This window comes from Streptomyces sp. NPDC048353 (genome assembly GCF_055587165.1).
The window spans coordinates 13,121-37,095 of record NZ_JBVJGU010000015.1; the positions used below are offsets into that span (position 1 = coordinate 13,121).

Below are 23,975 nucleotides of genomic sequence, written 5' to 3' on the forward strand. Positions count from 1 at the left end.
GGGAAGAACATCCGTGCTATTCAGCAGAAGTGGTTCCGGCATGCCGCCGGGCAGAACCCGCGAGCGGCGCCGTCGGGCGTTCGTCGTGCTCCCGTTGGCCGTCGCCCTGTCGATACCGATCGGCCTCACACCGATAGCGGCGGCCGACGGCAAGGGCGGCCTCGGGCGCCCGGACCTGCCAGCACAGCAGGTCACCAAGGTGAAGCCGTTCAAGGGCCCGGCAACCGACAAGGCCCGCGAGCAGGTGGCCAAGGACCGTCGGCACAACGACGCGCAGGCGCAGCGGGCGCGTCAGGAACGCGCGCAGGCCGTCTGGCCCAAGGCGGGCACCGCCCACCTGAACCTGACCGCAGCCAAGGAACAGGCGGTCACTCCGGGAGGCCTCCCGGTCAGCGTCGTACCCTCGACCGGCAGGAACGGACTGCAGGCCGGCACCGGCACCGCGATCACGGTCCTGGACCAGGCGGCCGCGGACAGACTCGGCATCACCGGTGTCGTGATGACAGCCACGGCAGAGGAGGCGGGCAGAGCCCGTCTCAGCGTCGACTACGGAACCTTCGCCTCTGCGGTCGGCGGCGGCTGGTCCGGCCGCCTTCAGCTCGTACAGCTGCCCGGCTGCGCGTTGACAACCCCGCAGAAACCCCAGTGCACCACACAGACACCACTCGCCTCGCGCAACGACACCAAGAAGCAGACCGTCGTTGCCGACGTGGCGCTGACCAAGACCGATGCGGGCCTGAGCACTCAGCTCGGCCCCAGCACCTCAGGAGCGTCCGTCTTCGCCCTGACCGGCTCGGGAAGCGGCCAGTCGGCGAAGGGCTCGGGAGACCACAGCGCGACCCCGCTCGCCGCGTCATCCTCCTGGTCCGCAGGCGGCAACTCCGGCTCCTTCGCCTGGTCGTACGGCTTCACGATGCCGCCGGCGGCAGCCGGCCCCACACCGTCGCTGCAGCTCGCCTACGACTCCGGAAGCGTCGACGGCCGCACCGCCACCACCAACAACCAGAGCACCTCGGTCGGTGAGGGCTTCTCCCTGACCGAGTCCTACATCGAGCGGTCCTACGGAAGCTGTGACGACGACGGGCAAAGCGACGTCTTCGACCGCTGCTGGAAGTACGACAACGCCCGCCTGGTCCTCAACGGCAAGTCCTCCCGCCTGGTGAAAACGGCCACGGCCGGCGTGTGGAAGCTCGAGAACGACGACGCCTCGAAGGTGATCCGTTCCACCGGAGCCGACAACGGTGACGACGACGGCGAGTTCTGGACCGTCGCCACCGGCGACGGCACCAAGTACGTCTTCGGCCAGAACAAGCTTCCCGGAGCCACCACCCAGCGGACCAACTCCGCCTGGACGGTCCCGGTCTTCGGCGACGACTCCGGCGAGCCCGGCTACAGCGCCGGCAGCGCCTTCGCTGCCCGGTCCGTGACCCAGGCGTGGCGGTGGAACCTCGACTACGTCGAGGACACCCGCGGGAACGCCGCCACGTACTGGTACGCGCAGGAGAAGAACCACTACAAGAAGAACAAGAGCACCAAGGCCGACGCCGAGTACGTGCGCGGCGGCTACCTGACGGAGGTCAAGTACGGCCTGCGAACGGGGGCCCTGTTCACGGACGACGCCGACGCGAAGGCGACCTTCGGCTACGCCGAGCGGTGCACGGCCGCGGACTGCAGCTCCCTGACGAAGGCCACGTCTGAGAACTGGCCCGACGTCCCCTTCGACGCCATCTGCGCCAAGGACTCGACAGAGTGCCTGTCGCCGTCCCCGTCCTTCTTCAGCCGCAAGCGGCTCACCGGCGTCGACACCTGGTCGTGGAACGCGACCACGACCGCGTACGACCCGGTCGACTCGTGGAAGTTCACCCAGGAGTACCTGGACGGCGGCGACATCGGCGACTCATCCGACCAAGTCCTCACGCTGAAGTCGATCACACGCGCGGCCAAGGCCGGAACGACCGCGATCGAGATGGATCCGATCTCGTTCACCTACCAGATGCGCCCCAACCGCGTGGACGGCACCGACGACATCCTGCCGTTGACCCGCCCGCGTATCTCCACGGTCACGACGGAGACCGGTGCCATCACGACGGTGACGCTCTCCGCCGAGGAGTGTGTCCGCAGCCAGGTCCTCGGCGCGGCCCAGGACTCCAACACGCGTAACTGCTACCCGCAGTACTGGAACATCAACGGCTCCCCGGACGCCTCGGTCGACTGGTTCCACAAGTACCGAGCCCTCGGCGTCGTCACCACCGACCCGGCGCATCAGAACGACGGCGTCGAGAACGAGTACGTGTACAGCGGAGCCGCCTGGCACCACAGCGACGACCCGTTCACCCCGAAGGACGAGCGGACCTGGTCCGAGTGGCGCGGCTACCGCGAGGTCTCCGTCTACAAGGGCTCCCGGAACGCGCCCGTCCGCAGCAAGACCGTCTCCCTGTACATGCAGGGCATGGACGGCGACCCGAACAAGGACGGCACGACCAAGTCCGTCTCGATCACCCCGCTGAGCCAGCCCGCCATCGGCATCACGGCCCTCAAGGACAGCGACCAGTACAACGGGACCCTGCGGGAGCAGGTCACCTACGACGGCACGACCGCGATCTCTGCCACCAGCAACGAACCCTGGTCCAAGGAGACCGCCCGCCAGACGGACGTGCCCGACGCCGACGACCACGTGGCCCGCTTCGTCCGGACGAAGAAGACCACGTCGTACACCTACCTCACCGCGCCCCGCACCTGGCGCTCCAGCGCCAAGGACACCGTCGACTTCGACGACAACGGCCGTGCCACCAAGGTTCTCGACACCGGCGACCTCGCCAAGACCGGCGACGAGACCTGCACCCAGACCTGGTACGCCGACAACGACACCGCAGGCCTCACAAGCCTCGTCTCCCGTGTGCGCACCGTAGCCCTCGGCTGCACGTTCGCCGAAACCGACCTCAAGCTGCAGGCCGCCGACGGCACCCGCGGCAACGTCCTGTCGGACACGGCGACGGCGTACGACGGCCTGACCTGGTCCGCCACGATGAAGCCCGCCAAGGGACTGCCCACCTGGATCGGACGGGCCGCGACCTACGGCTCCACGATCACGTGGCAGAAAACGGCAACGACCACGTACGACACCTTCGGCCGGCCGACCAAGGTCACCAACGCGGACGAACAGCCGACCACGACGGACTACACCCCTCCTGCCGCGGGGCCGCTGACCAGGACGACCGTCACCAACGCCCTGACGCACAAGGTCTTCAACTACCTGGACCCAAGGCGCGGACTGTCCCTGCGCACCTACGACGCCAACCTGAAGAAGACCGAGCTCGCCTATGACGCCCTGGGACGCCTGACCGACGTCTGGCTTCCCAACCGCATCCGCGGCAGCGAGTCACCCAACACCACCTACCAGTACACGCTCAGCAACACCCAGCAGTCCTGGGTCTCGACCTCGACCCTCAACGCCGACGGCACCACGTACCAGACCAGCTACGCGCTCTACGACGCGCTCCTGCGGCCGCTGCAGACACAGTCCCCGACACCCAAGGGCGGACGTCTGCTGACCGACACCCGCTACGACAGCCGGGGCCTGGCGTACGAGACGCACACCGACATCTTCGACAGTGCCACGGCGCCGAACAGCACGTACTCGCGCGTCGCCTACGGTGCGGCGCCCACGCAAACCGAGACCGTCTTCGACGGTGCCCAAAGGCCGACGTCCAGCACGCTCCTCGTCGGCGGCGTCGCCAAGTGGACGACCACCACCAAGTACACCGGTGACTCCACCGCCACCACGTCGGTCGCGGGCGGCTCGGCCAGCCGCACCATCGTCGACGCACGCGGTCAGACGACGGAGACGCGCGCGTACGCCGGCGGCAACCCCGACGACCCGCAGTACGGGGCGACTCTCGGCACCCCCTACACCTCGACGAAGTTCGAGTACACCCTGGACGGCAAGCAGAAGAAGATCACCGGCCCGGACAACGCCGTATGGTCCTACACCTACGACCAACACGGCCGCCAGAAGACCGCCACCGACCCGGACAAGGGAACGACCGGGCTGGAGTACGACGTACTGGACCGGGTCAAGAAGTCGACCACCGGCGGCAAGACCATCATCTCCGCGTACGACAAGATCAGCCGCCCCACCCACACATGGTCAGGCACCGAATCGGACCCGACGCTCCTGACCGAGCGCACCTACGACGCGCCCCTGAAGGGCCTTGCCGCGACATCCACCCGCTATGTCGGGGGTAAGGGGCAGGCGAACTCCAAGGCGTACACGAAGACCGTCACCGCCTACGACATCCTCAGCCGCCCGACGACCACAGAGCTGACGCTGCCGGCCACGGACCCCCTGTATGCCTCGGTCCCGAACGGAAAGCTCGCCTTCTCCAGCGCCTACCGCCTCGACGGGACGCTTGCCACCGCGAAGGAACCGGCGTTGGGCGGCCTGCCGTCCGAGATCGTCGAGTACGGCTACGGCGCTGTCGGTCAGCTCACGTCCGTCGAAGGCCTCTCGGGGTACCTGCTGTACGCCGACTACTCGGCCCTCGGCCAGGTCCAGCAGATGACTCTGGGCCTGGGTGGCTCCAGCGACCGGAGCCTCTACGTTGCCAACTCGTACGAGCGAGGGACGGGCCGCCTGACCAGCAGCAGTGTTACGGACCAGACGCATCCGTACATGCTGCAGGACCTCAACTACACCTACGACCAGGCCGGCAACGTCACCTCGATCGCGGACCCCGCGACCCTGGGCGGTACCGGCAAGGCCGAGACCCAGTGCTTCGCCTACGACCGCCACCGCCGTATGACCGAAGCCTGGACCCCGACATCGCAGAACTGCTCGGACGCCCGATCCGCGAGCAGCCTCGGCGGACCCGCCCCGTACTGGACCTCCTACACCTACAACCAAGGTGGCCAGCGACAGCAGGAAACACAGCACGCGGCCGGCGGGGACACCACGACCACCTACTGCTACGACCCGGCCAAGCAGCCGCACGCACTGCGCTACACCACCACCCGCCCGGACTGCGGCACCGCCGCCGACCCGGCGAAGGACAAGCTCTACGACTACGACACGGCCGGCAACACCACCAAGCGGCCGGGAGCGACGGCACAGCAGGACCTGACCTGGTCGGAAGAGGGCCGTCTCTCCACCCTCATGGAGAGCAGCAAGTCCACCGAGTACGTCTACGACGCCGACGGCACCCTGCTGATCCGCGGCGCCCAGGGTGGCGAGCGGGTGCTGTACGCGGGAGCCACTGAACTCCACGTGAAGGCCGACGGCACGAAGTGGGCCCAGCGCACGTACACGGCAGGCAGTGCCCCGATCGCCCTCCGCACCAACCAGTCCGGCACCACGCAGGTCCAGTACCTCGCCGGCGACCACCACGGCACCCAGAGCCTCGCGGTCACCTCGGACACCACCCAGAAGACCACCAAGCGCTACATGACGCCCTTCGGCGCCGAACGCGCCGGATCCATCGGCACCTGGCCGACGGACCGAGGCTTCCTGGACAAGACCACTGACAAGACAACGGGCCTCACGCACGTCAGCGCCCGTGAATACGACCCGATGATCGGCCAGTTCATCAGCGTCGACCCGATCCTCAGCCTCGACCAGCACCAGTCGCTCAACGGTTACGTATACGCCAACAACGCCCCCGTCACCTTCAGCGACCCCACCGGACTAGAGATCGGCTCGACGCCGGGCACTTGCTCCTACGACATCAAGTACTGCACCCCGGAGCAGGCCTCGGGTGAGGACCGGAACAACGGATCCAGAGACAACAGCCCCGGCAGCTGCTACCACACCAACACCTGTGGTAGTCCCGCTACAGTTACGAGTTCGACAGAACCAAACTCTTCATCCGCTGGCGCTCCTACGCCCTCACCATCGCCTGGAGTAGCACCGAAGCCTGGCCCCTATGGAGGCGTACACGCTTCCGACTCCCTTGCCCCGGTCGTTAAGGAGGTCTCCCTCGCAGTCTGCGGGTGGATACCGATCTTTGGCCTTGGGTGCGACGGCTATGACGTAGGGCGATCGATAAATGAGGGAGATGCGACCGGTGCGACGTTGGGTGCGGTTGGCTTCCTTCCTTTCGGGGACTTCGGGAAGCTCGGGAAGCAGTTCGACCGTATTTTCTCGGCGTGGAGATCGGCTAGACATGTGAGTGATATCGACCCGGAACAGATTGTCGATGCGCTCGTCGCCTCAGGCCGCATCAAGGGCTCCGTTAACGTGGCTGCTGCAACAGTGGATGTAAACGGTGCCCCGAAGATGGCGCTTGCGGCCACGAGCGGAACGCAAACCAGGCAGGGGCTGGTTCCACCTCCGGGTGATCCGGTTGGAGGGTATCCGCAGCGCTACATCCCTCTTGGGCGAGCCGCTGACTCCGAGGCCACGCTATTTAATTACATGGCCCATCGAATGGGGCCGCCAAATGGGCGACTTTCGGGAGTCGTTAAGATGCATAGCCAGAGGCCAATGTGTGACTCCTGTAGGGGTGTAATGAAGGCATTCCAGCGTGACTATCCGAACGTGCGTGTAGTGCTCACTGAGGGAGAGAGGTGAAATCAGGGTGAGCGTCTCCATGGGTATGGAGACGCTCACCCTGATTTACGCAAAGGTCACCGCTTGGCAAGCCAAGCATCGAACAAATCGCAGGCCAGCCAATGGCCGGTCGTAAATGCCAAATGCTGTGCTGAAAGTCCATTTCCGTCATGTGAAGGGCGCAAAGGATCTGCCCCCTTTGCTAGGAGCAGTGCCGTTGCGTCGACATGGAGAGGCTGGCCTGTCTGAATGTGTCCGTCGATCTCGCCGTCAACAGCTGCATGAAGAAGAGTGAATCCCATGTATTCCTCATGGATATCCGAGCCGGAATCGAGGAGGCGGCGAAGTTTCTCAAGATCGTCCTGTTCCAGGGCAAGTCGCGCCTCTGACATCTCCATTTTGTCTCCTCAGTAGACTGGGTCCGGTTCCCGCAGCAACGAGGATATCCTCTCTCATTGGCTTCCTGGCTTCAAATGCCCGTTGCTGATCCCTAACGAGCTCATGCATGTTGGTTTAGAGTGTCGAGCCGTTGCTCGTGGATCATGGTCGGGTGATGGAGATGCTTCTCGTGACCAGTCCCGAGCCCGCCACCGGGAGGCCGCCGCGGCCGGCCGGGGCGGGATAGCCAGCAACCGGCGAATCACCGGTCCGTCGGCCGATTTGATCGCTGAGCGGCGGCCGTGTTGGAGGCGGCGGTAAAGCTGTCCGGTCATGCGGTGCAGAGGTTCCGCTGGGCGGCTGCGTGCCAGTCGCGCTGGTCCCGGCGGCGCCGGCCGTGGCGTTGAGTGAGCTGTGATCGCTGGAGAGCCAGAGGTAGTGGGCGTGATTGGGGCGGTTGTTCGCGGCCAGTGTCGGGTGATGCTGGGCTCCTTGCAAGATCCAGTGGCTTAATGGGGAGGCGTGTGGGTGAGTGGGTTGTCTGCTGGTGGGGGTGTCGTTTTCTTCGGTGGGTCGTTGGGTTCGTCGGTATGGGCAGCGTTATTCAGGTGCTGCCATAGCGGACGGTCGCATGGGGTGTTGCGGGTGAGAGTGGGGGAGCGGGGCGGTCTGCGCCTGGTCGGCGGTGGTCTGGCCGATCCGGACCTTGGGGCGGATCCGTGGGTGTTTCAGGCCGGTTGTGCTGAGGCGTTCGCCAGGTCGTGGGTGGTGCGCGGGTTCGCTGCGACGACGGTGCGCGGGTACACGTCTCTCCTGTCCCGTGTGCTGGGGGTGTTTCGACTGTCCGGTGTGGGTGGTGGAGGCCGAGGACGTGGATGAGATGCTCCACGCTCTGGCAAGTGGCCGGTCTGGCGGCGGGGACGCGTCGGCAGTACCTGCAGATGTTCCGTGACTTCCATGGTTTCATCGCCCGCCGGTACGGGGCTCAGGTCCGGGCCCTGTTCGGGGCTCCGGTGGGTGATGGCGGGCTGGACAGGGTTCAACCGTGTGCGGCATGCCGGTGACGACGCTGCGACAGGACCGCCGCCGAGTGCTGAGCGGCTGGATGCGTTCTTCGCCTTCGCCCGTTCTCAGGTAGCGGTCGCTTCCGACTACCGGGCCGCGGCACGGGACTACGCCATGCTGCGCACGCCGTATCTGTCGGGGGTGCGGGTGAGTGAGCTGGTGCGCTTGGACCGGGCCGATGTGCACCCGGGGTCCGGGCCTTCGGCTAAGTCGAGGCTCTCGCGTCCGGCGAGCGGATGCGTCTCGGGAAGCGCCACCAGCCGGGGTTCGGTGGCCACCACGACCCAGCGGAACCGCTCCGGCGCGGTGAGCGGTACGCCTATCCCCGGCGTCCGCGAGCAGTTCGCCACCGTCGCCTTTGTCCAGGTCAGCGCCGGTATATGGCAGCGGCTCGTCCCGGTAGTCGCCCCCGCCCACCCGGCTCAGGCCGTGCTGATGACCGACGCCGAAGCCGCCGACTGGCTCGCCACCACGGCGGCCGGAGAGATCTGACGCCAGGCCGGACACACCACGGGCCCCGGGGATCAGCCATGACATCCCGGGGCCCGGCTCAGGGGGTCGCACCCGTCCAACGACCCCGCGACCCTCATCGTCACGTAGTGTCTGAACCTTCGGCGGACCTTCTGGCAGGTCGGGTCGGTGAGCTCTTGGTTGGCGGTCATCGTCGGGGGCGTCGGCGCAGTCGCAGGATGGTGGCGGTCAGTTCCGGCAGCGCTTTGACCACGGCGACGGTGTCGGTGCGGTGGGCGCGGAACAGCGCGACGATGCATACAGCGGCCGCGCACAGAATGCCGAAGCAGATGACGAGGAGCGGCAGCAGGAACAGCGGGTCGATGGGCATGGTGGTCCTCCGTACGTCGAGAAAAAGTCCGTCCGTCCCCGACGGGCGAGGGGAGTGCGACGCAGGGAGGTCGGGGGGCGTAAGCCCCGCAAGTCCGCTGGGAACGGCTCGAAGGCCTTCGGACAGGCCGGGGCCCCTGTCGGGTTAGCTGCCTTAGTTATGGGGCGCCGGACGGCATTTGTTACGCGGGACTTATAGCCCGCCTCCGACGCTTCTGCTGCCGCTGCTGACGTACCGCCTGCGCGTTACGCGTATGTGCGCAGGCCCATCACGGGCGGTCGGCCGAGGACGGGCCCGGGCCTTGTCTCGTTGCCCGTTGGCAGTTCACCCACCGCAATGGGCAACTCCTTCCGGGGCGTCCGCGCCGTGGGGATGGTGGAGGCATGCAGACCACACTCCTGGACGGGGCCGGCCCCGTCGCCGCTGTCATCCGCTCGATCGGTTTCCGTCACGACGGCGCCCACGCCCTGGTTACCGACGGGTTGTACCTCGACCTCCGCCAGGCCCTGCGCAACCCGGCCGATGACCCCGAGATGCGCTACCTCACCGGCCTGGACCCCAGGGTCTACGCCCACGTCCTGAACACCCCCGGCGCCCTGACCCTGATCGGCCGGACCGCGATCCAGCTCCGCGCCCTGGCCGACGAGACCCCGGTGGGCCGTCTGGTCCGGCTCACCACGGCGTGCCAGGGTGGCCGGCACCGGAGTGTTGCGGTGGCCGAGGCGGTCGGGCGCCGGGTCTGGGAGGCGTGGGGCGGCCGGTACGGCGTGGAGATCGAGCACCACCACATCGACCACCCCGTCCTGTCCTCCTCCGCCTCCTCCGTCTGACCCCTTCGCGGCTGACCGCACGAAGGGGCGGCAGCCCGGGCGATGGCGTGCGCGAGCACCAGGCCGTCGTCGTCGCCGTGGCCTGCGGGCCGGCAGCGCCTCCGAACCGGCCGACGGTTTCTCAGGTCGGCTTCTGTGCTTGTCCCGTGCCGCCCGTTGTGACGGGCGTCACGCCTGACAAAAGCTCGTCAGCGCCCCATAACTAAGGCGTACGAGGCCGTATGGCCGTGCACGTAGCAGTGCCTCAGGCCGTATTCAATACTCCGACCGCCCGGGAAACCGCAGGTCAGGTATTGAATACGGCCTTCGCCGTGTCCATCGTGAGCCGGGGTTGCGGGCCTAGGCACGCCGCGCCGCAAGGTGCTCTCACCGGCCCGGCAGCCGGCCTCGATGCCGTCCGTCAAGCGCCGGCGAATCCCTCCCGCTCCCGCACCCGTGGGGGCGCTGAACGGATTTCGCGAGAACTGGATCAGCCGCCCGCCGGGCCGGACTGTGGCCCCCGCGCTCACCCGGAGCGCCCCTGACTGAAGGAGACCCACCATGTCCACGCTCGCCCTGCTCGTCATCCTGCTCCTGGTCCTCACCGGCGTCCTGTTCCTCGGCGCCATCGGCTACCTGATCGACCGCCACCCGCGCCTGGCCAAGCCTCTGGGCGCCTGTGGGACCTGGGCCTGCCGCGTCGCCTGCCACGCGTCCTGCCTGTCGCGCGTGCCGACCTGCGCCGGTACCCCGGCACCTCTATTTGGGGCCCGGCGTGACAGCACCGCCCGACAGCGGCCCGCCCGGCCGGATCGAGGGCGAGCGCCCCCTTGACCGCCTTGCACGTCGTGGCCGCCGCCCCCCTGACCACCCGCAGGTCAAGGGGCCGCGGCCGACGGGTCGATCCGTCGCCGCGAGACGATCGAAGAGCGTCTTGGTGGCGCCGTCCAGGAGGGTGGCGCCCGCCGTGCCCTGTTCGATGGAGGACCGCAGAGCCGCGATGAGCCGGGGTGCCAGCCGGCTCCAGCAGCGCGTCGACAGCTTTCGTGTCCGCTGCCGCGGCGAGCCGCACCCGTATGCCAGCGGAGCCGGGCCAGGCCTTCCGTAGCCGGTCGGCGGCCAGCCGCACTGGTCTGTTGCTGCCCTTCTTCGCGGTGTGCTTGGCCATGGACAGCCCCTGAGATCGGCGCGAACTGGGACGGCGCTGCGCCATGAAGGATGCTGTCCACCGCGAAGGGCGTTCAAGGACTGTTTCCCGGCCGAAATCTCATGTTTTGTTGGCCAGCTGGCTCGTGCCCGGGTGGGTGATGATGACGCGGTGAGTCTGGATCTGAGCAATTACGAACTCCGCTGGCCTACCTTGCTGTTCGTGTCCGAAGGTGAGCGTGTCCTTCGGTCGTCGAGCCCCTTGTGGGAGGAGCAGGCGATATGGCTGCTGACGGAGGCCTTGGCCGGCACCACAGCGGTGGCCGACTTCGAGGACCTGTCCAATGGTCCCGCGCCCTCGGATGACCCTTGGGCCAGCACTACCCCCGGCGGAAAGAAGTGGGGTGGGATGACCAAGCGGGAGTGGCTGACGGAGTTGGTCAGCCGCGCAGCCGAACTGCGGCATGCAGCCGAGCCGCGGCCGTACTGGCCGCAACGGCAAGGCCGCGGCCTCTCGCACGACGGCAGCACCTCGCGCAACACCCGACGTGACTTCGCCCGGATCATCAGCGATTTCGCCGACAACGGCTACCTGGTGGAGGTCTTCGGCGAGGAGTGCGTCGACGACCCCAACGATCTGCCGGACGCCTCGCAAGTGATCGAGCGGCAACTCGTTATCCCCGACCTGTGGCCGCTGGCCCCTGAGACGTGGGACGAGGACACCTTCTTCGGTCTGATCGAGGTCTTCCACGACCTTGTCAGCCGGCCCCGCACACGCCGCTTCCACAGCTGGAACAGCTGCGGGTGGCACCACTCGGAGTTCCACCATGGGCCCGCCCGCGTCCTGTACCGAGGCAAGATCAACGAGCTGCTGCGCGAGGCCGGCATCGAGTACGAGCTGGCTGCCGAAGGCGAGGACCTCGGGCGCCTGGTCGCCGTCACCGATGACGCCCGCAGCACACTGATGCACCAGGCACTCAACGACAGCGCCCCGGACATCACCACCCGGGTCCGCCACGCGATCGCCCTGTTCCGCGGACGGGACACGACGGCGGAGAGCAAGCGGTCGGCGATCGTCACCCTCGCGGGCATCCTCGAGGAACGCCGCGCGCTGCTCAAGGACAAGCTCGGTAAGGACGAAGGGGCATTGTTCGAGATCGCCAACCGCTACGACCTGCGCCATCGCAAGGCAGACCAGCGCGGCGATTACGACGAAGCGTTCCTGGACTGGATCTTCTGGTGGTACCTCGGAACGGTGGAGCTCACCAACCGGCTCATTGCGTCACGGACCGCTGGCTGACCCTCACGCACCAGCACCTGAACCCGTGGTCGAAGCCCTTAAGGACTGGATCAAGCTCGGCGGCGGCGCCGCACAGCGAGCACAGCCGGACACCCGGCTGCTGCGCCACGTCCAGGGCCCGCTCCACCGTCCGCACCGACGCCCAGCCGGGGCCCTTCGCAGTCGACGCGCACGACACCGGGCGGGCAGGTGGTCGGCGTAGGCGTGAGTGCCGTCGGGGAGCAGCACCACCGGTGCGGGCTCGGGCAGATTGTTGACGGGTTCTCCCTGGTCAGGAGGGCCGCTAGAGTCGCGGCCATGGGGGCAATAGAGATCGAGCTGGACCCGCTGCCGTGCCGCTGGTGTCAGAGGCTGATCGAGCAGCCTCGGTGGTGGCGTCCGAAGCGGCACTGCAGCCGTTGGCACCGTGTGAAGTCCCGAGTCGCCCAGTTCGTCGGGGCGGTGCTGGACCTCCTGTAGCGACAGGTCAGGCAGAGTTGTGCTGCTCGGGGTGGGCGCAGGGGGTGCACATGCCGAGCGAGGGCGGGATGCGGTATCCGGCATCCTGGCCGCACTCGGGGCAGATCTGCCGGGTGGCGTTCGCCCGTTTCAGGGTGCCCCATCGGCCACCCTCACCCTCGGGTCCGACGCGAAGGGCAAGCACCGGTTCCGGCTCGACGACCCGGTCCTGGAGCTGACCGACGATGACACCGCCGAAGACCTGCTGTCCGGCTGGATGGCCGACGACGCGGCCGACGCCCTGGCCGCGCTCACCACAGCTGCTGGCCGTGCTCGGACGACACCTGCACTGACACCCTGCCGCGCCGGCATCTGCCGGTGGCCGTTCCGTACTGCCCGGCCCCGCGATGTCAGGTGCCTCCACCACATCGCCCGCAGGAACCCGCGCGTTCCGGCCAACTTGACGCCTGGGCGTGCATCGGCAGGTTGCGGGACTTAGCGGGAGTTGGTCAGAGGCCGCCGCTGGTTGGTCATCCGGGTTCAGTGGGTGTTCGTCCGGGTTGGCTGGCCTGCGCGTTTGTCACTGCTGACGATTTCTGGGCGGAGCCTGGGCGCTCGCTCTGCCATGTCATCTAGTGTCCGGATTCGAGGGGGTCAGGAGGTCCTGCTCGCCGAAGTTCGGCGGGCGACGTATCTTTCGCCGCTCTCGCCTCCGTGGGGGCGGTGTCCTCGGGGTGCTGATGGCCTGGCGCGCCGCTGGTGACCGACTCAATGGAGTCGATCCTCGGCTGGAAGGAACGCGGGCCGGGCTGTTGTCATTCCAGGGCAAGTCCAGATGACAACAGCCCGCAGAGGCTCACCTGCGTATGACGCGCGTTGTCAATAGCCGAATACCTGACCTCGGATATCCCGCTGCCGATCGCTAAGAGGCGCAGGGCAAAGCGGGGTTGCGCGGTTAGCCCCCTGCCGTACCAAAGTGCCGCTCGACAGCGTCCACCCTTCGACCCGGCCCCGAGGAGACATTCGATCATGTCCGACCCGACCACCACCCAGCAGCCGACCCGGACACCTGCGCTGGAGGACCCGGCCCTTGGCCGGGAGCCGGACCGCTCCGTGCTCGTGCACCGCATCGCGACGGCCGTGCTCGGCGCTGGCTTCGTCGGCTACGTGCTGCATGAGCATCCGGCCGTACGTGAGACCGCCGCTGCGCTCGCCGCCATCGCGGCTGTGGTCCTCGGGGTGCTGATGGCCGTGGCGCGCCGCCGGTGACCGCTCCTACTCGGGCGGACCTCGACTGGCACGAGAGAGCGCGATCCGCCTTCGAGCGCTTTGCCACGGCCGTCCAACTGGTCATCACCGCGATGGACATCTCCACGGCCTTGCCGGCTTTCCAAGGGGCTGGCGAGGGCACCCACCGCCTTCCCCCTTGCTGGCTCGGAATCGGCGACGCCGAGGTCGGTCTCTTGTGGAGGGTCGCAGGTCGCCATACGACTACCTCAGGAGCCGCGTCAGTGGGGTGATGGTGGCACTGCTGCGGTGGTGGTGAGGTGTCTCGGCTGGCGCCGCGGTTGTTGTTTTGAAAAGGTTGCGCCAAGCACACGTTCGGGTGAAGGGGTGGGCGGTTTTAATGGCCCGCTCGGCGGGCGTCGACTGGTCGATCCTCCCCAAGGTCTGGGAGCGCCGTGACGTCGTCATGACCTGGTGCCGCGGCTCGGGAACCTCCGAGCAACGCGGCGTCGAGTCCCCCGACTTCTGGTACGTAAACGCACCCAACATCGCCACCAGCAGGTACTTCCGCGAGGTCGTCGGCACTGCGCCGTGCGAGACCGGTCTCATGCACCACATCGACCGGATGGTGAAGACCTGCAGAGGCCGGCTTGGCCGATCTCGGCGGCGTCCGGAGGGGCTGCACCTGGTGTTACGGCTGCGGCCTACAGCACCCGTGCTCGCCGTGCGGGGCGCGACACGCGCGAAGGGGCAAAAACTCGTTGTGCCACCAGATCTAGTGGTTGGATTGCATCAGCCACCCAGAAGTTGTGGTCCCATCCCCTGATGGGGGTGCGCAAGGGCCGTATGCTGGTGGCGACTTCCTCCGAGGCCGGTCCTCCAAGTCTTCGTCCCACCTTGGGGCGGGCCCTGGGTTCCAGGGGTATGTGGGGCCGGAAGAGGAGGGGCGCGATGGCGCACGACAGTGAGCAGCCACCGGCTGGTCGACGAAGCGGTCTGTCCATGAGGCAGGTGGTGGTCGACTGGCTCGTGCCGGCGGCCGCGATCGTGGAGTTCATCGAGTGGGTCGTGACGACCATCTGGCAGAGCTGGATGTGACCGTGGCCCCGGACGAAGCTGGCTTGGCTCATGACTGAGCCCGGCCGCGAGGTAGTCGGCCGGGCTCGGTAGTCACACCCTGAAAGGCGAGGGCCTGGGACCGGGGGCAACCGGTTCCGGGCCTCGTCCGACTCTCGGCTCTGGGGCCGGGAGCGTCAAGGGCTTGCCGCTCTCATTGAGCGCCAAGGTTTTGCTGCCACCCTTAGGCGTCAAGGCTTGCCACCCACCTTAGCGGAGTCGGATTCGTGCGCCCGACAGGCTCGTCCGCAGGGCCGGTCCAGAGACGGCGGTGGCCGCGGTCGAGGGCGTGCTCGTGGCCGTGGTGTGGTGCTCGACGACATCGGGGGGTGGCTCGGCGGCGAGGCGGGATCGGGGCGCCGAGGCACCGGTCGGAGGCGGATCGGCGGGTCCGGTGCCCAGAAGGCGACGGGAGGCGCTCATCGCCCGAGTCTCTCCACCCTATGAACAGCCTCTCTTCAGCGCGTCTGGTTCAACTGGTGCTGCCCGGGCCGTCGGGGGTCGTGTGGGGCGGAGCGCCTGACCGAAGCGTTTGGGGGGCCGCTGCCGTTCGACCGGCCACGCGTGACCGCCTCGGCGGTCGGGCACCTGGTCCGCGCCGGTCTGCTCACGTGCCTCGGCGGAGACCCGACTTTCCCTGGCGTGCAATCGGACCAGGTTGCCGCCCGCGCGCGGCGCCAGAACCTGCCCGCCCGTTGGACCGCCACGTCCCCCTCGGCCCCGACCAGGCCGCCCGCCGCCTCGGCGTCCGCCGCACCGACTTCGACCGAGTCGTCCGCCTCGGTTGGATCATCCCCACCGGCTCGGTGGAGATCGACTACAAGCGCCAGGGCGGCCGGACCACGGTCCCGCTGTACTCCGCCGAGGCCATCGCTCAGCTGCACAGGGGCCGCCCCTCGGTGCACTGGCGTGCCCTGCGCGCCCTCGCCCCAGGCCGACGCTCCCGCTTGCCGCGCTTGACCCGATCGACCCGGCCGAGGGGGACACGGTATTCCTGGCGGAGGTCACGCGGATGACCAGGGTGGGCCGGAAGGCCGTGCAGAACTGCCGCCGTCGTCACGCCGATGCCCCGCTCCCGTTGCCGGCACCGACGTTCACCCCCGGGATGGCCGATGCCGCGGCTGACGCCCTGGGCGCGCTTACTACCGCCGAGGACGGTGTGTCTGTCCGTCGGCTCCCCCCCCGCCACACCCCCGCTCGCGGTTCCGGGCGGGGTGCGGGTGGTCGAGCGGTACCGGGCGGGGTCGGGCGGCCTGCGGGTCACTCTCGCCTGGGCCGCCGGTCTGCGCGGCACCGCTGCACGGGGAACGACGCGGGGCTATGTCCGCCACTGTCGACTTCCGCTAAGCGATTGGCGGACCTCTCGGGCTGGCGCTGTTTCTGTGTCACCCGGCCGGGCGGCCGACCGGCCTGGCGCTCGTGGCCTAGGCCGTGTCATCTTTGGACCGTGAGTGATGTGCGGACCTCCGGGTCGGCACATGGGAGAGCCCCCCGCCCGAAGGGCGGAGGGCCGAAGCGTCGGAACCGTCTGCCGCCAAGCGAATCGGTCCGAAGCTCCACTACATGGCCGGTCGCTGGCCTCTGGTCACATCCAGGGGCCGGTGGCCGCCTGTGCGTAGTCCCACAGGCGCCATCCCCAGTAGACGGCCTTCGTGGTCACCCCCACCATCGTCGGGACGATGATGAAGGTCCAGGCCCACCATGGGTACGACCTCCGGCGGAAAAAGCTGCCCACGTACGGCTCCCTTCGCTCATGAGGGCCCCGGACGGGCCCCCCATCCACCGCAAGGTCTTCCGGCCCTGCGGCTGAGGAGGGGCCCCCAGGACGAGCGTTCAGGAAGCCGAAGAGCTTCCGCCGAGACAGATTTGACCACACATCAGGTAGACGTGGCGACACTTCCACGCCTACCTGGAGCCGGTAAATCCGCAGGTCAAACCCCTAACCCATTGCGCACGCAATGGGTTATGCATGTGGAGGATCGCTGACCAGCGGGTATCGCAGGCGGTTTGAATCCCCCCAACGAGTGCTAGTTGCACGCCACGAGCGATATGTGATCTAGATCATGCTTCACCTGCTCGCAGATCAGGCCCGAGGCTTCATCCCGATGACGCTTGCGCCCACTCGGCCGAGTTCGGCGAGTGCGTCGCGCCTGCTCCGCCGTGAGTTTGTCGCGGCGGGTCTTCTTCATGGCAGTGCGCTACGACCGCATCCCCACATCCGTACGGTCGGGTGTGGTCGAGGCGGCGACCGGCACTCAGCGGCCGAGAAGGACAGCGAGCAGGCGCTTCACGGTCGCCGCGGTCTCGGTGGTCGGGGCGGGGCTGCGGGTCATCAGCAGGTGGTGGGTCGTTCCGACGATCGCGAGCGCGATGGCGCCGGTGTCGCTGCCGGCGGGGAGCCGGCCGTCCTGTTGCTCCGCCTGGAGGTAGGTGGTGACGGCGTGCTGGATCGCGTCGAACGCGGGCGCGCCGGACTGGAAGCCCTCTCGGGTGTGGGAGGCGGCTGCGGGGCGGGTCATCGCCAGGCCCACCACCGCGGGTGGCAGGGAGTCCAGCAGGGCCCCGACGACCTCCTGGAGGTTTTCCGCGACCGTGGACTGGCCCACTTTGGCCCGCAGGGCTTCGGCCTGGCGGGCGCTGCGCGCGAAGCGGTCCAGGACCAGTTCGGCGACGAACTCGTCCAGGCTGGAGAAGTGGGTGTGCAGGACGCCCTTGGCGCAGTCGGCCTCCGCGGTGACCGCGCGGCTGGTCAGGGCTGCGGCGCCGTCGCGGGCCACCACCCGTTCCGCGGCCGCGAACAGCCGCTCCCGCAAGTCCGGAATCGCTACTCCACGAGGTGACACAACAGTCCCTTCGCCTCGGCCGATTGTAAGTATGGGCGTTCGCCCATACTATTTGGGCACTTGCCCATTCTAGGGTCGGCGCGCCACGTGGCGCCCCGGCGGGAGGGAGTCCACCCATGGGGCAGTTCGCCAACACCGCGCAGGCCAAGGCGTGGAACGGATACGAGGGCGCGCAATGGGCGCGCAGCCAGGAGCGCTGGGACGCCGTCAACGACGGCTTCAACCAGCCGCTGCTGGACGCCGCAGCCATCTCCGCAACCGACACGGTTCTGGACGTCGGCTGCGGAGCCGGCCGCACCACCCGCCTCGCCGCCCGGCGTGCCGCACGCGGCCGGGCACTCGGCCTGGACCTGTCGGCGCCGATGCTGGAAAGGGCCCAGGAAAGCGCCGCACGCGAACGCGTCTCGAACGTGGCCTTCGTGCAAGGCGACGCGCAGGTCCACCCGCTGGACGCCGAGGCGTTCGACGCGGTCATCAGCCGGTACGGCATGACCTTCTTCACCGACCCGGTCGCCGCGTTCGCCAACCTCCACCGCGCGCTGCGCCCCGGCGGCCGGCTGGCCTTCATCTGCGCGGCCGAGGCCGAGGCCAACGAGTGGCTCGCCGCGCTGGCCTCCCTCAAGGACCTTTTGCCGCTCGGCGGCTTCGGGAAGGCCGACGGCCCCGGCATGTTCTCGCTCACCGATCCCGGCCGCATCCGCAACCTGGTAACCACGGGCGGCTTCAGCGAAGTGAACGTGCAGCGCACCGAGGCGGCGGGGAACTGGGGCGCCGACGCAGCGGACGCCGCAGCATTCCTCCTGGACTCCGGCCCCGGACGTCACCTCCTCGACCAGATGACCCCGCCCCAGCAGAGCGCGGCGCGCCAGGCGCTGACGGCCGCCCTGCAGCACCATGAAGCGGACGGCGGGGTATGGCTGCGCAGCAGCTCCTGGCTCATCACCGCCGCCCGCAGCGGAGCGGCACACAGCTGAGCCGTACCACATGCCACACAACCAGATGAACCCGCACGCCCGGCAGCCCTCACCGGCGTCGAGCGCGCGGGTTCATGCTGCATCGCGTTCTGGAACTCGCGAACCCGCGCGCTTCACCGTGCAGCGGCATCAAAGCGCCCACGGAGCGTGCCCGACGTCTGCGCGCCGAGGTGAAACCCGCTGAGACGCTGCGCCGACAGCGCTTCGCCCCCGGCCACCACGGCCGGGCCGGCCAGGCGGCTGGGAGCTCTCACCTCTGCTCAAGCCGGGGAGGAACTGGCCGCCGCCGAGCACACCGACGTCTCGAAACCTGCCGGACCTCATCCCGCCAGCCGCGCCGCCGGCCGGGTGCCGCACCCCTGCCTCCCTGCCTGCGCTGACCACGCCAGGCCTGCCCGCCCCGGCCCCGTCCTAGGGTGCCCTTTTGGGCGGGTCGGGGGGTGTTGGCGGGGGAGAGGGGCGGACAGGCCCGGTCTCGGGCGGCTGGACCACCCCTGGGGGTTGTGCGCGTAAGCGTGTGCTTGCGTGGACGCGTTGGCCGGCTGTTCCGGGCCCGGGGGCACGGGCCGGGATCCGCTCGAGCGATGCTGGCGCCGTCACCGTCACCATGCGCTCCCTGGACGGCGGCCTCGCGAAGTACAAGTCGCTTCTCGGGGAGACGGGCGAGTCGTCGGTCCAGGTCGACAGCGCCACGACCGAACGACCAGCGGTACGGGGGCGGGGCCAGCAGCCCCGCCCCCGCGCCGTCTGGATGCGCAACCATGCATGCGAGATTATGAGCCGGGCGGAAGGTCGTCCTGCTCAGCCTCTGGACCGGTTCCGGAGGCTGCGCGCCAGTCCTCTGGGTGGGAGACGGGCAGCAGTCGGAACTGCTGCTGATGAGTGCTGTCGTACGGCGTGACAGCATCGAATTTCATGCGGCTGTGGTCCTTGATAAGGAGCATCTCGATCACCTGGGCCGCAGTTTGAAGGTCCTCTGCAGTCGCTCCGGCCTCGATGGTCGGCGGGGAGAGGATCGTCCCGTCGCCATCGCGGTCCACGTAGAAGCCCCGCTGCTTGGCGAGGTTGGCCTCGCGCGCTGCAGCCTCGGCTTCCGCCTGCCGTTGCTTGTAGGCCTCCTCCCACGACGTGAGGTCCGAGCCCGCCGCCCGCATGCGGCTGTAGTCCCCCCAGAACTCCGCGAGCTCGTCACCGAAGAGAACAGCCTCCAGGTACTTCTTCGTGTGGCTGCGCCCGTGCGTGGCGAGCGCGTCAACCTTGCGCGGTGCCTCATTCCCATGACTCCAAGCCACATGGAAGATGTCGTAGATCCAGAGAGCCTTCCCGAGTTCTTCCTGTGCCAGGACCGTGAGGGAGCGAGCCCGCCCGTACGAACCGGCGGATAGCAGGGTGTGAGCGTCGGTAACCAACGCGGAGGCGTTGTCCACCAGCGCCTTCCAGAACTCGCGTGCCTGCATGGGGCTCATCTCGACCATTGCATCAGTGTGCCTGGTGACGCTGCGGTTCCGATTTGCTGGTCTCGGTCCCGCCCCTTCGTACCCGCGCCGCTGGCGCCGCCGCGTGTTCGCCGTCTCCTTGTAGCCCACCTCCGGGCCCGTGCCGTCGCTGCCGCGGGTCCGGGGTATCGCTGCGGCCGGCCCGCCCGCGCCCGCCCGTGCTGCCGCTCGCGGCCGCCACCCCTGTTTTGTGCCCGCGCAGGTGGACGTGTTCGCCGTCTCCACGGCGCTGCGCGCCCGTCGTACGGCCGGCCGTACCCCGCCACTGTCTCCACGGTGCTTCGCGTTCACCGTACGGCCGGCCGTACCCCGCCACTGTCTCCACGGTGCTTCGCGTTCACCGTACGGCCGGGGCCGCGTATCCCGGGCAGCGCACGGTTACGCCACCGCGTCGCCGTCCTCGACCAGGGAGCGGCTGACGGCCGAACCCGGCTGCCTGATCTCTGAACCCCGGTGGCTAGGAGGTCCACGTCCTGCGCGTTAGCCTCCCGGCATGGATCCTCGTGGGCCCTTCCACCCGAGCGATGGCCGCCAGCGCTATGCAGGCCCTGCCGTCGTTGTCATGCCTGACGGTCGCGAAGTCTCGGTCACCGCGTCCCTCGTTCTTCGCTATGACCCGCGCCGGAACGACAACCGGGAGTCGGACCGGGACAGCACCTGGGCCGGCAGCATCACCCTGGCAGACCCCGGAAGCCGCGTTGACCTCTTCGACGCGGACCCAGGTGTACTCCGTCTGCCCGATGGGTGTGAGAGCGAATTCATGGCAACAAGTGGCCATACCGAAGTCGGCGTTGCAGGGCTTGGTCCAGCACCCTTCGCTGCGCAGTAGATCTGTTCCCCGCAAAACCATGGCTACAGCGCCGGACCCCGGGCCTCCAAGAAGACCGGGGCCCGGTCACGGCGCTGGGAGCGGTCAGAGGTTGTCCGGGGCGGCCTGGGGGATCGTCACCGGCTTCGCCCAGTCCGTGCCCAGCTTCGCGAGGGCGGCGAGCTGGTCGGCGTCCAGCCGGTCCCTTCTCGATTTCGTATTCGAGAGCCAGACGCCCAGCTTCACCACCACCGGCTCCGCCTCGCCCTCGACCGTGACCTCTTCGCCGTGGGCGCGCGGTACCGGCCGGTCGCCTTCCCGGTCCACCCACTGTGCGAGGGCGGTCAGGCCGCGCTGGAAGGCCTGCTGTGCCTTGCCCGGGCCCTTCGCACGCGTGACTGCCGGGACGGGTGATGGCGCCTCAGCGGGCTTGATGCCCAACCCGGACAGCCGTTGCTGCTGCTCCTCGGAGAGCTGCGCCCAGGTGGCCGGCTGCTTCTGCCGCATCAGCCATCGTCCGATGTCATCGCCGTCCATGAGCACGCCTGGGGCGATTTCGGGCAGCGTGCCGTCAGCGTCGACCAGGTCGGCGAGGACGCGGTATTGCCGCTGCCAGTCGAGCGGCCAGGGGCAGTTCCAGTCCGGGTCGATCGCGGCCAGCTGCTTGGCGCGCTCCGCCGCCCGCTCCGGGTCCCTCCCGAGCCCGCCTTTGCGGCGGAGGTTGGCCACGTGCTGCCCGACCGGGACCAGCTCGCCTTCAGCGTCTCCCCAGACGGCGTCCTGCCTCGGGGCGAGGTGCCCGGTGGCCCGCCGGTAGGACCGCAGCGCGGCGAGTTTGTTCTCCCATGCTTCGTCGCCGGGTTCCCACACCATTCCGGCGTCGTCGAGGAGGGTTTTGCGGTGGGGGTCGAGTTCTCCGGCCCGCAGCGCTTTTCGCTGTTGGTGGACCCATCGCCCCAGCGGAAACGCCTTCGTCGTGCCGACCTCGGTCTCGGTGTCGTAGGGGACGGCGTGAAGGCCGGTGATCTCATTCTCGGTGCGCCAGCGGATCAGGGCCTGGTAGCCCTCGAGCCAGACGAGGGACTGGGGGCGGATGACGCGGCAGCGGGTCAGGGCGGCGATGTCGGCGGCGTCACGGGGGGAGGCGAAGTTGACCACGACCGAGGCGACCCGGTCGACCTCCTGCTGCGCCTCGCTGCTCTCCTCTGGCATGTCCCCGTTCTCCGGGCCGGCCGCAGGGGCGGGCTGGACGTGGATACGCCGCCGGTCGGTACCGCGGGTCAGGGCGCGGGAGGCGAGCTGGTCGACCATGCGTTCCGAGTGCGAGCGCAGGGCTTGGAGGATGTCGACGAGGGGCTGGTAGCTGGCGGAGGCGACCATGTCCTTGGGGTCCTCCCCGGGCTGGAGGAAGACGGGGATGATGATCCGCGCGGTCTTGGCCCGGCCGTCGGGGTTGGGCCGCAGGGCGCGTCCGATGTTCTGGACGATGTCGACCTGGGAGCTGCGGGAGCCGACGATGCACACCGCTTCCACCCCGCGCAGCCCGGTGATGTCGACCCCGACCCCGAGAGCGCGTACGGAGGACAGGAACGCCCGGTGCACCCGCCGGCCCTCGGCGTCGATGCCGTTGGCGAACCGCTGGATCACCTCACGCCGGTGCGCGATGGGATGGTCCCCGCACAGCCAGTCCGCCCACACCCGCTCCGCAGGCACGTGACGGCCCTCCTCCAGCTCGTACAGCTCTGCGTCGATCGACGACGCGGGCAGCTCCTCCGCCTCGGCCAGCGCCGCCGCGGAGGCCTCGGCCGTATACAGCTCGGCGGCCGTCGCCGGCATCTGCTCGGCGAACGCCGCGGCTTCCTCGACCCGCTGGTGGAACACCATGGTGGTGTGCAGATTCTGCTGCGCCGCGTGCTCCAGCAGCGCGGCCTGGAGCAGCGCGAGGCGCCGGCCGCGCAGCGCGTCTTCCGACAGGCCGAGGATCGGGTCGGGGTCGCGGATCTCGAGCACGTCGATCTCGAAACCGGCGAGGATCGAGCGTTCCACCGCCTCCGCCAGCCCGAGATCGAAAATCCGGGTGCCGTACGTGTGGGAGTCATCCTCCATCGACGCGATCACCACCTTCCGCCCGTCCCGACCCCGCTGCGGCTTAGGCGCGGCGAGGATCCGCGGGGTCGCGGTCAGGTAGAGCCGGAAATCCACGGGGATCCGGCTGTTGTCGTGGATCACCGCCCACGGCCGCCCCACATCCCCCGCGGTCATGTGCCCCTCATCCAGAATGGCCAGGTCGAACGGAGCCATCCGCTGCCCGTACAGCCGCTCCCCGCCCGCCAGAGCCGACTCCAACGGCCCAGGAACAGTCCGGCGACCAGTGACATCGGCGGGGTCTTCGCGGTCCACGAGGGAGGCATACGTAGCGAACACGACCACCGGCCCGCTCCCGGCCCACAGCGCGAGCTGGATCGGGTTCGTCGTGGTGCGCACCCCCAGCTCCTCCAGGACCTCGTCCCTGTCCACTGAACAGACCGCGACCATCGGCGCCCGGTGCCCGACCCGCCGCCAGGACTGCGCACTCTGCACGATCAGATCCAGGGTGGGCACCATGACGAGGATCCGCCCCTCCGGGAAGCACTCCAGAGCGCACACAGCTGTGGTGATCGTCTTCCCCGACCCGGTCGCGGACACCCCCATCGCCCGCGCCCCCTCAGGAGGCACAGATGATCTTGCAGGGAATCCCACCCACTTTCGGAAGGCCGCCTTTTGGGCGACCTGATGTTCCCTGAGCGAGATTCCCTGCACTCTTTGGTTCCCTTTCCGGGATGGAGACTCGGGTAGCGGTGATATTCCCGGCCTCAACCCGTGGGACCGAGGCCCCTAAGCCCCCATTCGTCGAGTCCGGCATAGATGGTGGCGGTGAGGCATTGAGGTGCGTCCATGACTTCGGCTTCGCCGCGGTAGACGGCGACCAGCGAGTCGGCACCGCGCCACCA

At 68.5% G+C, this 23,975-nt stretch carries 15 protein-coding genes and 1 pseudogene; 10 read left to right on the forward strand and 6 right to left on the reverse strand.

Annotated features, from left to right (window positions below; genetic code table 11):
• Positions 1–40: 40 nt before the first annotated feature.
• Complete coding sequence (locus ACZ6RC_RS32775; protein ID WP_469590349.1) at positions 41–6,565, forward strand: RHS repeat-associated core domain-containing protein; 6,525 nt, start codon at positions 41–43, stop codon at positions 6,563–6,565.
• Positions 6,566–6,621: 56 nt separating this feature from the next.
• On the opposite strand, the gene ACZ6RC_RS32780 is transcribed toward ACZ6RC_RS32775, so the two are convergent.
• Entirely contained in the window at positions 6,622–6,942 is a 321-nt protein-coding gene (locus tag ACZ6RC_RS32780) for an ankyrin repeat domain-containing protein (RefSeq protein ID WP_469590352.1), read from the reverse strand.
• Between the two features lie 1,315 nt (positions 6,943–8,257).
• On the opposite strand from ACZ6RC_RS32780, the gene ACZ6RC_RS32785 reads away from it, so the two are divergent.
• On the forward strand, positions 8,258–8,479 hold the full coding sequence (locus ACZ6RC_RS32785) for a hypothetical protein (protein WP_469590355.1): 222 nt from the start codon (positions 8,258–8,260) through the stop codon (positions 8,477–8,479).
• A 166-nt stretch (positions 8,480–8,645) separates the two neighbouring features.
• Here ACZ6RC_RS32785 and ACZ6RC_RS32790 read toward each other — a convergent pair whose 3' ends face one another.
• Positions 8,646–8,828, reverse strand: coding sequence for a hypothetical protein (locus tag ACZ6RC_RS32790; protein WP_469590358.1), 183 nt, complete (start codon positions 8,826–8,828; stop codon positions 8,646–8,648).
• Positions 8,829–9,211: 383 nt separating this feature from the next.
• Between ACZ6RC_RS32790 and ACZ6RC_RS32795 the strand changes: the two genes are divergently transcribed.
• The 7 genes and pseudogenes from ACZ6RC_RS32795 to ACZ6RC_RS32825 all read left to right on the forward strand — a co-directional run bounded on the left by ACZ6RC_RS32795 (position 9,212) and on the right by ACZ6RC_RS32825 (position 14,846).
• Complete coding sequence (locus tag ACZ6RC_RS32795) at positions 9,212–9,658, forward strand: RapZ C-terminal domain-containing protein (RefSeq protein WP_469590360.1); 447 nt, start codon at positions 9,212–9,214, stop codon at positions 9,656–9,658.
• 540 nt (positions 9,659–10,198) lie between these two features.
• Positions 10,199–10,471 (forward strand): hypothetical protein, encoded by a 273-nt coding sequence (locus ACZ6RC_RS32800; protein ID WP_469590363.1) that lies wholly within the window; start codon positions 10,199–10,201, stop codon positions 10,469–10,471.
• Positions 10,472–10,955: 484 nt separating this feature from the next.
• The gene (locus ACZ6RC_RS32805) at positions 10,956–12,083 is read left to right on the forward strand and encodes a hypothetical protein (RefSeq protein WP_469590365.1); all 1,128 of its coding nucleotides are present in this window, start codon (positions 10,956–10,958) and stop codon (positions 12,081–12,083) included.
• A 297-nt stretch (positions 12,084–12,380) separates the two neighbouring features.
• Positions 12,381–12,542, forward strand: coding sequence for a hypothetical protein (locus ACZ6RC_RS32810; protein WP_469590368.1), 162 nt, complete (start codon positions 12,381–12,383; stop codon positions 12,540–12,542).
• Between the two features lie 1,008 nt (positions 12,543–13,550).
• Positions 13,551–13,790, forward strand: coding sequence for a hypothetical protein (locus tag ACZ6RC_RS32815; protein WP_469590371.1), 240 nt, complete (start codon positions 13,551–13,553; stop codon positions 13,788–13,790).
• 358 nt (positions 13,791–14,148) lie between these two features.
• Positions 14,149–14,391 (forward strand): annotated as a pseudogene (locus tag ACZ6RC_RS32820) (hypothetical protein); the annotation flags it as partial.
• 308 nt (positions 14,392–14,699) lie between these two features.
• Positions 14,700–14,846: a hypothetical protein gene (locus ACZ6RC_RS32825; RefSeq protein ID WP_469590373.1), complete on the forward strand. Its 147-nt coding sequence runs from the start codon at positions 14,700–14,702 to the stop codon at positions 14,844–14,846.
• Positions 14,847–16,449: 1,603 nt separating this feature from the next.
• On the opposite strand, the gene ACZ6RC_RS32830 is transcribed toward ACZ6RC_RS32825, so the two are convergent.
• Entirely contained in the window at positions 16,450–16,599 is a 150-nt protein-coding gene (locus ACZ6RC_RS32830) for a hypothetical protein (protein WP_469590375.1), read from the reverse strand.
• A gap of 520 nt (positions 16,600–17,119) precedes the next feature.
• Entirely contained in the window at positions 17,120–17,707 is a 588-nt protein-coding gene (locus ACZ6RC_RS32835) for a TetR/AcrR family transcriptional regulator (protein ID WP_469590379.1), read from the reverse strand.
• Positions 17,708–17,823: 116 nt separating this feature from the next.
• Between ACZ6RC_RS32835 and ACZ6RC_RS32840 the strand changes: the two genes are divergently transcribed.
• On the forward strand, positions 17,824–18,681 hold the full coding sequence (locus ACZ6RC_RS32840; RefSeq protein ID WP_469590382.1) for a class I SAM-dependent methyltransferase: 858 nt from the start codon (positions 17,824–17,826) through the stop codon (positions 18,679–18,681).
• 773 nt (positions 18,682–19,454) lie between these two features.
• Here ACZ6RC_RS32840 and ACZ6RC_RS32845 read toward each other — a convergent pair.
• Complete coding sequence (locus tag ACZ6RC_RS32845; protein WP_469590385.1) at positions 19,455–20,156, reverse strand: AbiV family abortive infection protein; 702 nt, start codon at positions 20,154–20,156, stop codon at positions 19,455–19,457.
• 934 nt (positions 20,157–21,090) lie between these two features.
• Positions 21,091–23,784 carry a helicase associated domain-containing protein gene (locus ACZ6RC_RS32850; RefSeq protein WP_469590388.1) on the reverse strand — a complete coding sequence of 898 codons (2,694 nt, stop codon included), beginning with the start codon at positions 23,782–23,784 and terminating at the stop codon, positions 21,091–21,093.
• Between the last annotated feature and the right edge of the window lie 191 nt (positions 23,785–23,975).

Coding starts and splice junctions, on each gene's coding strand:
- ACZ6RC_RS32780 (WP_469590352.1), bottom strand. CDS start 6,942: ATGGAGATGTCAGAGGCGCGACTTGCCCTGGAACAGGACGATCTTGAG.
- ACZ6RC_RS32840 (WP_469590382.1), top strand. CDS start 17,824: ATGGGGCAGTTCGCCAACACCGCGCAGGCCAAGGCGTGGAACGGATAC.
- ACZ6RC_RS32790 (WP_469590358.1), bottom strand. CDS start 8,828: ATGCCCATCGACCCGCTGTTCCTGCTGCCGCTCCTCGTCATCTGCTTC.
- ACZ6RC_RS32775 (WP_469590349.1), top strand. CDS start 41: ATGCCGCCGGGCAGAACCCGCGAGCGGCGCCGTCGGGCGTTCGTCGTG.
- ACZ6RC_RS32845 (WP_469590385.1), bottom strand. CDS start 20,156: ATGGTCGAGATGAGCCCCATGCAGGCACGCGAGTTCTGGAAGGCGCTG.
- ACZ6RC_RS32825 (WP_469590373.1), top strand. CDS start 14,700: ATGGCGCACGACAGTGAGCAGCCACCGGCTGGTCGACGAAGCGGTCTG.
- ACZ6RC_RS32815 (WP_469590371.1), top strand. CDS start 13,551: ATGTCCGACCCGACCACCACCCAGCAGCCGACCCGGACACCTGCGCTG.
- ACZ6RC_RS32810 (WP_469590368.1), top strand. CDS start 12,381: ATGGGGGCAATAGAGATCGAGCTGGACCCGCTGCCGTGCCGCTGGTGT.
- ACZ6RC_RS32795 (WP_469590360.1), top strand. CDS start 9,212: ATGCAGACCACACTCCTGGACGGGGCCGGCCCCGTCGCCGCTGTCATC.
- ACZ6RC_RS32800 (WP_469590363.1), top strand. CDS start 10,199: ATGTCCACGCTCGCCCTGCTCGTCATCCTGCTCCTGGTCCTCACCGGC.